11 protein-coding genes are annotated in these 12,871 nt (G+C 59.0%); 5 read left to right on the top strand and 6 right to left on the bottom strand.

The genetic code is table 11. The features are described from left to right. Positions 1–25: 25 nt before the first annotated feature. Both AC07V4_RS14310 and AC07V4_RS14315 read left to right on the top strand, forming a co-directional pair. The gene (locus AC07V4_RS14310) at positions 26–1,195 is read left to right on the top strand and encodes a hypothetical protein (RefSeq protein ID WP_492636734.1); all 1,170 of its coding nucleotides are present in this window, start codon (positions 26–28) and stop codon (positions 1,193–1,195) included. Positions 1,196–1,474: 279 nt separating this feature from the next. Next, a complete protein-coding gene (locus tag AC07V4_RS14315; protein WP_492636733.1) occupies positions 1,475–1,864 on the top strand; it encodes an SET domain-containing protein in 390 nt (129 codons plus the stop codon). On the opposite strand, the gene can is transcribed toward AC07V4_RS14315, so the two are convergent. The 3 genes from can to AC07V4_RS14330 form a co-directional block, all read right to left on the bottom strand. Then, complete coding sequence (gene can, locus AC07V4_RS14320) at positions 1,861–2,505, bottom strand: carbonate dehydratase (RefSeq protein WP_431752865.1); 645 nt, start codon at positions 2,503–2,505, stop codon at positions 1,861–1,863. The genes AC07V4_RS14315 and can overlap by 4 nt on opposite strands. A gap of 256 nt (positions 2,506–2,761) precedes the next feature. Then, positions 2,762–3,214, bottom strand: a complete 453-nt coding sequence (rimI, locus tag AC07V4_RS14325; protein WP_005784514.1) for a ribosomal protein S18-alanine N-acetyltransferase — start codon at positions 3,212–3,214, stop codon at positions 2,762–2,764. Then, positions 3,207–3,950 (bottom strand): energy transducer TonB, encoded by a 744-nt coding sequence (locus AC07V4_RS14330; protein ID WP_492636960.1) that lies wholly within the window; start codon positions 3,948–3,950, stop codon positions 3,207–3,209. Before AC07V4_RS14330 ends, rimI begins: the two co-directional genes overlap by 8 nt. Before the next feature lie 187 nt (positions 3,951–4,137). Between AC07V4_RS14330 and mksB the strand changes: the two genes are divergently transcribed. The 3 genes from mksB to mksF are packed head-to-tail and all read left to right on the top strand — an operon-like array spanning position 4,138 to position 8,964. Then, positions 4,138–5,430 carry an Mks condensin complex protein MksB gene (gene mksB, locus AC07V4_RS14335; RefSeq protein WP_492636732.1) on the top strand — a complete coding sequence of 431 codons (1,293 nt, stop codon included), beginning with the start codon at positions 4,138–4,140 and terminating at the stop codon, positions 5,428–5,430. Further along, positions 5,420–6,127, top strand: a complete 708-nt coding sequence (gene mksE / locus AC07V4_RS14340; protein WP_431751709.1) for an Mks condensin complex protein MksE — start codon at positions 5,420–5,422, stop codon at positions 6,125–6,127. The genes mksB and mksE overlap by 11 nt, the downstream gene beginning before the upstream one ends. Next, complete coding sequence (gene mksF / locus AC07V4_RS14345; RefSeq protein ID WP_492636731.1) at positions 6,124–8,964, top strand: Mks condensin complex protein MksF; 2,841 nt, start codon at positions 6,124–6,126, stop codon at positions 8,962–8,964. Before mksE ends, mksF begins: the two co-directional genes overlap by 4 nt. A gap of 171 nt (positions 8,965–9,135) precedes the next feature. Here the strand turns inward: mksF and AC07V4_RS14350 are convergent, their stop codons facing one another. From AC07V4_RS14350 to AC07V4_RS14360, 3 genes are read right to left on the bottom strand one after another with little or no spacing between them, the layout of a single operon-like run. Next, positions 9,136–11,439, bottom strand: a complete 2,304-nt coding sequence (locus tag AC07V4_RS14350; RefSeq protein WP_492636730.1) for a PqiB family protein — start codon at positions 11,437–11,439, stop codon at positions 9,136–9,138. Further along, positions 11,432–12,055, bottom strand: a complete 624-nt coding sequence (locus tag AC07V4_RS14355) for a paraquat-inducible protein A (RefSeq protein ID WP_431751706.1) — start codon at positions 12,053–12,055, stop codon at positions 11,432–11,434. Before AC07V4_RS14355 ends, AC07V4_RS14350 begins: the two co-directional genes overlap by 8 nt. Next, positions 12,042–12,701, bottom strand: coding sequence for a paraquat-inducible protein A (locus AC07V4_RS14360; protein ID WP_492636729.1), 660 nt, complete (start codon positions 12,699–12,701; stop codon positions 12,042–12,044). The genes AC07V4_RS14355 and AC07V4_RS14360 overlap by 14 nt, the downstream gene beginning before the upstream one ends. Between the last annotated feature and the right edge of the window lie 170 nt (positions 12,702–12,871).

Consider the following 12,871-nt stretch of genomic DNA (forward strand, 5'->3'; position numbering starts at 1 on the left):
GGCTTTCGCTGACAAGGAATCAAGCATGTTCAAACCGACCAGGTTGTCTTTCGCCCTGGCCGCACTCATCGCGAGTGCGGTCGCACAGGCCGATATCGAAGTACCACTGGGCAGTACGCAGCGTGTCACCCAGTTGTTCGCCTTCCCCAACAACTGCAACGTGATCTGCTTTCGGCCCTGGACGCTGGAGCAGACCGTTGAGCATTACTTGAACCAGAGCGTGCAGCGTGATGGTTACAGCCGGGCCAAGGTCAGTGTGAAAGCCCATGACGGGCAAGTGACGGCGACCTTCAGCGGCGTGCCCGACAACTACGGCCAGTCCTTGACCACCTTGCTCAATACCGCCGATCTGGCTTACCAGGGCGCGAGCAAGCTCAACAGTGACGGTAAATGGGCATATAACTGGTACCTGTTCCTGCCATTGGGGATGGCCCTGGAAAACCGCAAGAGCATCGAACTTCTGCACTTCCCACCGGACTACTCGCTGACCCAGGCTCAGGACTATCTGGAATCGGCCACTACCGACCGTTGGGCGGACTTGCTCACCGACAATGGCATCCCGGCCACCGAGACCGCGAAATATCAGACCATCATTGATATCGCGCCCATTGCAGCCCCGTCCAATGCAGGGAAAGACCTGGAAGCCGTCTACCCTTACTTCACCGACTACCAGACGCACATGGTCAAAGAGCTGACCCTGACGCCCAACAGTTCTCTGCCGATGGTGGCGTTCGGTGCACCGGTGCGCAATTGGATCAAGCAGCAATACGGCCAGACCGTGGCCGTGCTGGGCCTGGCACAAATCAGCCCAGCGGCGGGTAAATCCGTGTCGGTACTGGGCTCCAACCATCCAAGTTATATCTGGTACGCGGCTGACCCCGCGTCTTATGACGGTGATGAGCAAAAGGCCGACGACGCCGGATTGAAGGTCATGGGCCAGGATCTGAGCGCCGCCTGTTGGCAGGCGGGGATGGGGCAGAAGCCTGCCAGCGATCCGAATGTATTGCTCCAGGCGTGCATGAATACCTGGCAAGTCACGCGCAAGGAACAGACCTGTGAATTGTTCTACACCTCGGTGCGCAACCTGACCCCGGAGCAAGCCAACGTCAAGTGCGCCACGCCGCCCATCAAGGCGCAGTTGAAACAGCTGAAAAGTCCGGCCCCCGTGCCGGCTGTCGCCGCGCCGGCCCTTTGAAACACGTAAAAAACGATTTCTACTGTCAGATTTGACAGTGGAAATCGGATCCAACATCAGCGAGTCTTAAACCGCGCCCATTCGCTGCAAGACTCGCCGTCAGGCCCCCTCCGCAGGTCGATGCAGCCTAGCCAAGGAGAGTTATGAAACTCAGACCATGGATAAGGTTAAAAAGCTGCTATGAGTGACTGTCTTTATCCTTTCGCGAACCGATCCCTTGCACTCGGTTACCCCTCGAGCCGTGAATTTCAAGTGGTCCGTAATAGAGAAGGTGAGTCCGTGGGCGTCAAGGCTCGCGTCAACTTTGACAGTCGGACATGTATTGCCAAGTTATCCGGCTATGCGTTAAGCGAACTGGGTCAACATGCGTTCCAAATTTCGTCGCGCATTTACTTGTATGACCGATGGTTCATGGGCCTGATTCGTCACTCATGCACTCCAAACACCTGCGCCGACACTGACTACCTGGAGCTTTGGACAGTGACGACAATCACCGCCGGCAGCTGGATCACACTCGACTTCACGTTGACCTTCGACAGCTTGCACCGCCAATTTCCCTGCCGTTGCGGCGCGCCCCATTGCAGAGGCTGGATCAAAGGCAGGAAGCAGCAAATCAACACAGAGGGGCTGCGCTTCCTGGAACAGAAGAGCAGCCGTGGCGGCGCTTAGGCTTCACCCAGCGGACGCAGGCGATACTGCGGCGGCAACTGTTCAAAGCCACTGATGGTGGTGTTCAAACTCTTCCAACGGCCATCCTTGATACCGTAGATGCAGCCATGAACCGACAGGCTCTGCCCACGGTGCCAGGCGTTTTGCACAATGCTGGTATGACCGACGTTGGCTACCTGCTGAATCACGTTCAACTCGCAAAGACGGTCGACACGTTCTTCTTCAGTCGGCAGTTGTGCCAACACATCACGGTTTTCGTAGTACAGGTCACGAATAGTGCGCAGCCAGCCGTCGATCAGGCCGAACTGACGGTCCTGCATCGAAGCACGTACGCCACCGCAACCATAGTGGCCGGTGACCAGGATGTGTTTGACCTTGAGCACGTCCACCGCGTACTGGATCACCGACAGGCAGTTGAGGTCGGTGTGCAGCACCACGTTCGCCACGTTGCGGTGCACAAACAGATCACCCGGCAACATACCGACGATCTCGTTGGCCGGCACACGGGCATCGGAGCAACCGATCCACAGGTATTCTGGGGTTTGCTGGCGGGCAAGCTTGGCGAAGAATTCGGGATCTTCCTGTTTGATCGCGTCCGCCCAGCGTTCGTTGTTATCAAGCAAGTCTTGTAGTTCGTTCATCAGGGAAAGCCTCAGGAATGATGCGCAGTTTTGTGACTGACAACCCTTCGTTCGGGTCACGCTGAACGCGAATTAGCTTGAATCTATAGGGCGGTGGATTACGACTTGAGTATCGTGGACAAGAATGAAATTGGCCGATCTTGATCCAAAATGTGGGAGGGGGCTTGCCCCCGATAGCGGTGTGTCAGCCAAACTATTCATCAACTGACCCACTGCCATCGGGGGCAAGCCCCCTCCCACATGGGATTATGTGAATTCAGTCGACGAGGGTGCAGGCCATGACGACCGCATCTTCACGCCCACCGACGGCGGGGTAATAGTCCCGCCGGCGGCCAATCTCGTTGAAGCCGTACCGCTCATACAAGCGAAAAGCGCCGGTATTGCTGTCACGCACCTCCAGGAAGCATTCCCGGGCACTGGCGGCGTACGCACGGGACATCAGGTGTTCCAGCAAGGCCAAACCCAGACCACGGCCCTGGTTTTCCGGCTTGACGGTGATATTCAGCAGATGCGCTTCATCAAGGATGATCTGCACCACACCGTGGCCCACCTGCTGCTCGCCCTCGAACATCAGCCAGATCTGGTACTTGCCCAGCCCGTCGAGAAAAATCCCGCGGGTCCAGGGATGGCTGAACGCCGCGTATTCGATTTTCAGCACGGCGTCGAGGTCAGCCTCGGTCATCGGGCGGAAGGATAAAGCCTCACTCATCAGTCGCTTTCCAGCGCGCCATCAGCTGGCGCATGGCTTGCCACACATCAGCCTTACGCTGTGGCTCTTCCATTAATAATTCCAGGCCAGGCAAGGCCCATACCGACCCCAGACCCTCGACCTGCAGTTCACGGTACCAGGCTTCGGCATTGGCCTCGCCGGCGAAACGCACGGCAGGCAGGCCGATCAGCCACAGGCACACGCAGGGCTCGTCTTCCAGGCGCGCCGACACAAAGCCTTGCACAAAATCCCGAGCAGCTTCCGGCCCCTGATCCATGGTGCCACGCACCAGCAGCGGCCAGCGCACCGGATCGCCGACGATTTGGGGACTGTCGGGCAGGCCGGCAGCGCGCAGCATGTCCTTGAGCAGCATGTAGGCTGGGTCGCGAGTCTGGAAACGTTCGCCAGTCGGTAACTCCACCAGCAGCAGGCACCGCCCGGCACGCAGCAATTGCAGGGCAAAGCGCGGCGGCGGCACGACCGGCGCTTTGACTACCGGCGCAGTCTCTTCGGCGACCACTGGCTTGGCCACCGGAGATGGGCGCGGCACTTCGATTTTCGCCCGCTCGACCGCAGGGCGCGCTTCGACGACGGGCTTGACCACCGCCACCGGCGCAGCAGCCTCCTCGCCCGATGACTCGAACGCCTCATAGGGTTCAAGCGCCTGCAACAGCTCGGGCCGCGATGGCGCGGCAAACGGCAGTTCGGTGCGGGGCAGCCAATTGACCACTTGCATGGCGGTCAAGTAAGCGCGACGTCGGGACTCGATAAGCACAGCTCGGCCACTTGTGGAGAAGTAAAGAGCGAGGATTCTACCGCTGTTCGACAACAATCGCCCACTGCGCTCTGACCGGCTGTGGATAAATCCCACGCCTGATGCAGTACAATCGCGACTTTTAATCGCCAACCAGCCGGCCATTCCGATGATCGAACCCAAGCGCGTCCTACGCGCCCTCGCCGAACACTGGGCCCTGCTTGAGCCACTGTGTGAACACTTCGACCAAGGCACCCTGAGCCTGGGCGAGTTGCGCGCACAACTGGCCGCCCAACAACTGGACAGCACGCCTCAGGACATTACCAGCCTGCTGGACGTGTGGATTCGCCTGGATATCCTGGTGCCTGTCGCCAAGAGCCCGAACCGTTTCGAGCTCAACGCACAGATCCATGACTTCCTGGCCTATCTTCGCAAGGAGCACCGGCTTGGCCTGTGTCTGGAAATCGAAGCCTACCTGCGCCACCTTGAGCGCCTGGCAGGCTATATCCAGGACGCCTTCGACATCCGTGACGGCCACGACCTGGCCCGTCAACTGCGCCTGCTCGACATGCGCGTGCGCGATGTGCTGAAAAAGCTCGCCAACGACGAACAAGCCCTCGCCGCCGTGGCCGACCGCGCCAAGACCAGCGACCGGCAGATCCCGTTGCGCCAGCGTTACGCCGAGGTATTGGCGACCTGGGATGAATACGTCGAACCAATGATCCAGTTGGTCAACGCCGACGGCGCCTTCGAGCAAGGCGTGCGCAAAGTGGAGAATGTGCTGCTGCGCATGCTCACCGAACAACAGCGCCTCGGCCACCTGGTGGACGACGACATGCTGCTGCGCACCCACGCACGCATCCTCGAAATGCAGACCAGTGCCCAGCTGACCTTGCGCCATGCGCGGGAACTGCTGTTGCCGCTACGCGAAGAAGCGCGCCGGCACAACGCCGTGACCCGTGGCGCGGCGCTGGCCTTGTCGGCGATCCGCCGTAAAGGTCTGGACGCAGTGCCGCAAGCGGCGATGCCAATGTTTACTCGGCCACAAAGCACCTTCCTCGGCGCCGCGAGCCAAGTCGAAGCCTATGTGTATGCCCTGGCAAACTTCGAGCCGAAACCGGCGCGTTTCCCCAAGGCCCACAAAACCCACAAGGGCCAAGCCCAGCGCGCACCGCGCACGGTCAAGGAAATGCTCGAACGCTGCGAAGACGCGCTGCCGATGCCAGACCTGATGACCTGGCTGCTGGAGCAGGAACCGGACGGCGCGACTGACGAATTGCTGTACTGGTTCTCGCGCCTCTCGCGGGAAAAACGCTTCAAGCGCGAACGCCTGGAACGCCGCGATTACCACACACACGAGCACCAGGTCAGCCTGCGCTCCTTCGCCCTGCTCCCGGCTACGCCTGACGCCGCCGAAAATTCTGCGAGCACTGCTTATGTAAGGACTTCGTATGCACCTTGATCTATCCGAACTGTCCCAGCTGGCGCCGATCTTTCGCGAGCTGTTCAAGGGTTACCACGTCAGCCGCCGTGACCCGGAGCTGTACGCGCAACTGTCGAACTTCCAGGACCAGTACCGCACGCTGTTCAAGGCCCTGGGTTTTGAGCTGGTGTGTGATACCCGTGGTTTCTACTACTTTGTGCCGGACACCGCCGTAGCAGCCGCGCAGGTGAACAAGACCGCCCAGCGCTTGGCGTTGTTCACCTTCATCATCGTCGAGCACCTGGCCGACCAGGGTCGCGACCCGATCGCTGTGCTCGACGGTGGCAGTCTGGGCCGCGATGAGTTGCCTTCATTGCTGGAAAAGTACCGCGACCTGTTTATCCAGGCCGAAGTGCAGACCCAGGAAGAGCTCGAAGAAAAAATCATGCGTCGCATGACCCAGTTGGGTTTCGCCAGCGAAGACAACGGCGTGTACCGCTTCCTGCCACCGATGCACCGTTTCCTCGACGTGTGCCTCTCGGTTCAGCAGGACCGCGACTTGGCCGCCAGTATCCACAGCGTATTGCCGTTGCCGGCGCCGGTGATCATCGACGAAGACAGCGACGAAAAACTGCTGAAAACCGATGACCCGCTGGACCTCAGTGACTTCGCAGAAGAAAGCGAAGAAGACGCCCTGGCCCGTGCCATTGCCGAAGAACAGGAGACCGACGCATGAGTAAGGAACGCTACGGCATCCGCCGCTTCGCCCTATTGAACACCGCGGGTTACAGCCTGGGGCTGTTCCCGCTGGAAGAACCGCTGTCGGTGTATGGCGCGAATAACCTGGGTAAATCCGCGTCGATCAACGCCTTGCAGTTCCCGATCCTGGCACGTATGTCGGACATGAGTTTCGGCAAGTACACCCTGGAGCAATCGCGGCGCTTCTACTTCGCGACCGACACCAGCTACATCCTCGTGGAAGTCTCCCTGCCCCACGGCCCGCACGTGATTGGCGTGGTTGGGCGTGGCCCAGGCGGCGGTTTCGGGCATCAGTTCTTTGCCTATGCGGGCAAGCTGGACCTGGCCCACTACCAGAAAAACGACACCTGCCTGCGTCAAAAAGAGCTGTTCACCAACCTTGAACGCGAAGGCCTGAAAGCCTACGAACTCAAGCCCGATGAACTGCGTCGCTTGCTGGTGGGCGGCCACACGTCGATCCCATTGGACCTGACCCTGATTCCGCTGCGCTCCACCAGCGAGCAGAGCCTGAAGACTTTCCGCGCGCTGTTTATCAACCTGCTGCACATGCGCGAAATCACTGCGGCCAAGCTCAAGCAGTTGTTCCTCGATGCCTTCGAACACAGCCTGCGTTCCGGCAGTGTCGATTACATCGCCGCGTGTGAAGAAGCCTTCCGTGATGTACGACGCATGGAGCAGGACTACAACTCGCTGGTGGCCGCCGGGCCTTTGGTCGAGGCGCTGTCCAATGGCGTGAAACAGCGCGATATCCTGCGCGGTAAACTACATCGCCTGTCGCCGCTGCTGGATTCGTTGCTGGGCACCTGGTCGGACTATGCCAGTGCACGCAAGGAAGAACTGACGATCCAGGCCGAGCACTACCGCAACGAACAAGATGCGCTGCAGAACGACCAGCGCGGCGGCACCCAGGAGTTGATGCGCCTGGAGCGGGAAATCAGCGGCATTCAGCGTTGGCTGGGTGAGTTGTCGGTGCTCAAGCATCGCTTTGCCTTGGTCGACGACGTCAAGGTGCTCGAGCAGCAACTGCTGGCGGCCAAGGATGCACACGATGAGTTGGCCGGCGCCCTGGCGCAGTCGCGGCAGTTCAGCGCCGAGGATTTGGACGAGCGTCTGCGCGAGTTGGAAAAACGCTTGAAGTCGGTCAAGCAGCAGCTCGACCACGCGGATAACAACAGCTACGCCAAACTCCGCGAAGAATTCTCACAGCAGGATGTCGAGCGCCTGATGCGACTGTTCAACAGTTCGCTGTTCAGCCTGCCGTTGGGTGAGCACGGCATCACGCTGGATGAGGACGGCCAGTGGGTCAGATCCCTGGAGCAGATCCTCGATGGCTTCAAGGGTGAGCGCTTCGAAGTGCCAGGCCTTTCCATCGACATTTCCCACATCGAGCCACCGGCGTTGCAGGCGTTGGCGGATCGCGCAGCCTTGCGCGACCAGAAAGAGCGCCTGGAGAAAGAACTCAAGCAGCTCAAGACCCAGCAGGCCGTAGCCTCTGACCGCGCTGCGAGCAAGACCCAGACCGAAGCGCTGTACCAGCAAGTGCTGGATGCGCAGAAGGCGCTGGAAGACTTCCGCCGCACGCAAACCCTGAGTGCTGAAGAAGGCGAGAAACTGGAAAGCCTGGCGCAGATGGAAGCGGCACAGGATGAACTGAAGCGCTCCAGCGATGCCTTCACCGAACGAGTCCAGCAACTGTCGGCCAAGCTGCAACTGGTGGGGCGTCAGATCGGCGATATGGAAGCCAAGCAGCGCACACTGGATGACGCTTTGCGCCGTCGCCAGTTACTCCCTGCCGACTTGCCGTTTGGCACACCGTTCATGGACCCAGTCGACGATTCCATGGACAACCTGCTGCCGCTGCTCAATGACTATCAGGACAGTTGGCAAGGGTTGCTGCGCGCTGATGGCCAGATCGAAGCGTTATATGCCCAGGTACGCCTCAAGGGCGTCGCCAAGTTCGACAGCGAGGATGATGTTGAACGTCGCCTGCAACTGCTGATCAACGCCTATGCTCACCGTACCGACGAAGCCCTGACCCTGGGCAAGGCACGCCGTGCGGCAGTCACCGATATTGCACGGACCCTGCGTAATATCCGCAGCGACTACGACAGCCTTGAGCATCAGTTGGCGTTGTTCAACCGCGAGATCAACAAGCGCCAGGTGTCCAACCTGCAAAGCTTCCGCATCGTGCTGGCCCCGAACAAGGAAGCCCTCAAGCACATCGACCAGATCATCCACAGTGCTGGTCAATATGAAGAAGGCGAAACCCTGTCGGTGTTCGACCTGAGCCAAAGCGCCGAGCAAGACAACAAGAACGAAGAGGCCAAGGAATACCTGGCTCGTCTCGTGGCCGCCAACCATAACCAGTTGGGCCTCAAGGATCTGTTCGAGCTGGCGTTCGAGATCACCAAGGTGCACGGCCAGCCGGTGATTCACACCGACATCGATGGCGCGGCGTCGAACGGCACCACCATGACCATCAAGGCGCTGACCAACATGTATTTGTTGCTGCACTTGATGGACCGCGACCAGGCCGGGCGCGTGCGCTTGCCGTACTACCTGGATGAGGCTGCGGACATCGACGAGAAGAACCAGGCGGCCTTGCTGGAGACCAGCTTGCAGTTGGGCTTCGTGCCGATCCTGGCGAGTGTGAAGCCGCAGGTATCGGCTCAGGTCGCCATCGACCTGGAAGGTGGCAGCGGGCCGAACGGGATCTACATCGATGAGGCGGACTGGAAGTACATCCGTCGTCACGACGTGGTTAAGGCCACCGTGAATGTGCAGGCGGATGAACCGGAGTTGGATGAGGTCTGACTTTTTCCGCTGAAACGCAAAAGGCCCCTGGGTGAGAATCCAGGGGCCTTTTTTATGTTGGCTGTGCGGGCCTCTTCGCGGGCAAGCCCGCTCCCACATTTGACCGAGTACATCCTTTGGAATGCGGTCGAATGTGGGAGCCGGGCTTGCCCGCGATGGCCGCGCCTCGGTCTACTTGCCGAGTGGAATTTTAGGCGCCCAGGTCAGCCACTCATCCTCAAATTTGTCGAACAGCGGGAAAGTTTGCTGCGGCCGTGCGGCGTTGCCCATGCGCTCGCCGTCTGGAGTGGCGAAGGCGATGCCGCCGGCGACCAGTGTTTCCAAGGACTCGGTACGTACGGTCGCGCCCTTGAAGAGGCCGAAGTCGAAGCCGAAGCCGCTTGTGTTCCAGAAGCGGCTGCCGCTGCGCACCAACGGTGCGTACTTGGGCTCGATCAGGATGTGGATCAGCACGCGGTCGGCGGTCTGCCCCAACTCGTAGCCAGTCACTTTACCGACGGTGACTTCGCGGTAGGTGACCGGTACGCCTTCTTTCAGTGAGCCACGGCGTGCGGCGCTGAGTGTCAGGCTCAGGCCTTCTTCTTGATGCAAGGCCTCAGGCGGCTGGCTTAAGGCAACGAAGCTTTTTTGTGGGCCGACGCTTTTCGCTGCCGGCTGCACTTCGATGTATTGGCCAGTGACCAGGGTTTCCAGGTTCGAGGTTTTCATCAGGCCCAGTTCAGGCTTGACCACCCAGAACTGGCTTCCCGCGCGCGCGATCCGGTCAGCCACTTGGGTGATACGAGCGCTGAGCAAGACTGACTGCATGTCGGCACTGAGGTCGACGTTTTCGATCTTGCCCACGTCCAGTCCCTTGAAACGTATCGGCGTGCCGGGGCGCAGGCCATCGGCGCGATCAACCTTGATGGTTACCAATGTGCCATGTTGATTGGCAGCCTCACGATCGGCGAACAGACGGAATCGCGGGATGCGCTTTTTCAGGGGTACGTTGGGTTCCGGGGTTTCAAAGGCGATACCGCCGGCCATCAGGCTGGCCAGGGATTCACTCTTCACCTGGATGCCGCCAGTGAGGCCTCCGGTCAGGGTGACACCACTGGCGTTCCAGAAACGCGTCGAACCGTTGACCAGGTTTTCGTATTCTTTCTCGATGTGTACACCGATCACCAGTTGCTTGTTCTTACGCGAGAACTGGTAGCTCTGCACAGAGCCGACTTTGACCTGCTTGTAGAGGACCGGGCTGCCCACATCCAGGGAACCGAGGTTATCGGTGAACAGCACCATGTGCAGGCCTGGGGATCGCAGGTCCAGTGGTGGTGCCTTGGCCCGGGCGACGAATTCACGCTGGGGGGCACTGCCTTTGTCGCCAGGTCGAATGGCGATGTAGTTACCTTTGACCAAGGCTTCCAAACCGGTGATACCCGCCAGGGAGATGGACGGCTTGACTACCCAGAACTGGGTGTCCTGCACCAGATAGTCTTCGGCGAGTGGGTCAAGGGTCAGTTCAGCGTTCGCACTGGAAAGATCCGGGTCGACCTTCAGGGTTTTCAGACTGCCAACCTGGATGCCTTTGTACATGACCGGGGTGCGCCCGGCCTGCAAACCTTCGAAGTCGGTGAGTTTGACCTTGACCTTGATGCCGGCCGCGGCCGCATCAAAATCTTCATAAAGGCGGAAGGGCAGGCTTGGGTCGGTCGGCGGGCTGTCCTTGCGATTCTCTGGCGTGGCGAAGGCGATACCACCGGCGACGATACTGGAGAGGGATTCGCTGCGCACTTTCACGCCGGAGAGGTCGGCGTCGATACTGATACCGCTGGCGTTCCAGAAACGCGTATGTTTGCGCACCAGGTTGGCGTAGGTCGGTTCGATATAGACCTTGATCTCCACGGTGCTCTGGTCTTCGGACAACAGGTAGCTTTTGACCTGGCCGACCTGGATCTGCTTGTAGAACACCGGGCTGCCACGATTGAGCGAGCCCAGCCGGTCGGCCTTGAGGGTCAGGTGCAGCCCAGGTTTTGCGTCGGACAACGGTGGCTCTTCGGACAGCGCCTTGAATTTCCGAGAGGGCTCACCGTCACCAGGACTGGCAGCAATGTAGTTACCCGAGACCAGGGTTTCCAAGCCGGTGATGCCGGCAAGACTGACGCTGGGTTTGACCAGCCAGAAACGTGTGTTGGTCTTGAGATATTGCTCAACATCCTTGTTCATTTCGATGGTCGCGATCACACCGCGATTGCTGCCTTCGTCATCCAGGGCCAAGGTTTTGACCTTGCCCACGGTCATACCCTTGTAGACCACTTCGGTCTTGTTGACCTGGATACCTTCGCCGCTTTCAAAGCGGACCTGGATCTCAATACCCTGCTGGGTATAGGCACGCCATCCCAACCAGCCGCCGATGATCAGGGCAATCAGGGGCAACACCCAAATGGCAGACCAGTTCGAAGCTGGGCGGGTTTTAGCTTTAGGCAAATCACTCATGGTCGTCGTCCGACTCCGTGTTATCCCAAATCAGTCGGGGATCAAAAGTTACTGCGGCAAGCATCGTCAAGATCACCACACTGGCGAACGCTGCGGCACCGAGGTTGGCCTCGACACTGGCAAGTCGCCCAAAGTTTACAACCGCCACCAGGATGGCGATCACGAAGATATCCAACATGGACCAGCGGCCAATGAATTCGATAAAGCGGTACATGATAATGCGTTGTTGCGCGGACAGCGGCTGATGGCGCTGTACCGAGAACAGTAGCAGACCGATGCCCACCAACTTGAATGTCGGCACCAGGATACTGGCGATAAATACCACGGCTGCAATGGGGTACATGCCATGTTGCACCAGTTGGATCACACCGGCCATGATGGTACTGGGATCACCCTGGCCGAGGGCGTTGATGGTCATGATCGGCAACAGGTTGGCTGGGATGTACAAGATGGCTGCGGTAATCAGCAAGGCCCAGGTACGGGTGAGACTGTTGGGGCGACGTGCATGGATCAATGCACCGCAACGGGTGCAGAGTTGCTCATCGGTGTCAGCGTCTTGTTTGTTCAGTTCGTGGCATTCGGTACAGATCAGAATGCCTGCATCAATCGCTCGCATGATCATCTTCTCCAGACAGTGCCTGCCAGATCTGGTGGGGTGACATCACCACCTCCAGCAGCACTTGAACGATTAATAGACTGACAAAGCAGACAAGTCCCAGGCCGATCGTGATGGAGGCCATATCGGCGAGTTTTACAATCGCTACGAGCACGCCCATCAAGTAGACCTCCAGCATCCCCCAGTCCTTCAGATGGTGGTAAATGCGGTAGAGCAACAACCCATAGCTACGACCGACTTTCCAGCGGATGCTGAGTAGCACGGCTAATTGGCAGAGCAATTTGAGCAGGGGAATGCCCATGCTGCACAGGAACACCACAGCCGCGACACCCTGCATGCCGGTATCGAACAGGCCGACCACGCCACTCCAAACGGTATCTTCGGAAGACTGTCCGAGTAGATTGAGCTGCATGATGGGTAAAAAGTTCGCGGGGATGTACAGCAATAGCGCGGCGATTACCAAGGCGAGGCTTCGCTCCACGACATTGTGGCGGTGAGCGTACAGCTCATAACCACAGCGTGGGCATTGGGCTTTTTCACCGAAGGCGAGCACCGGCTTGCGCATCAACAGGTCGCACTCATGGCATGCCACCAGGTCGTCCAGCGGTAAATCCGACACCCCGAGGGTATCAACCGGATCGGGCATAGATAGGGCTCAGACTCTAAAAAGGTTAGGTGCCTATTCTAGTGGTCTGGGTCAGAAATAACTGTGCAATTTTGTCGGCTCGCTCGGGAGATATTTTCGAGCGCCCAAAACAAAACCCCATCTGCTTTCGCAAATGGGGTTTCGGAATTTAATCTTGACGATGACCTACT

The organism is Pseudomonas sp. GW821-FHT03A09 (assembly GCF_059421065.1).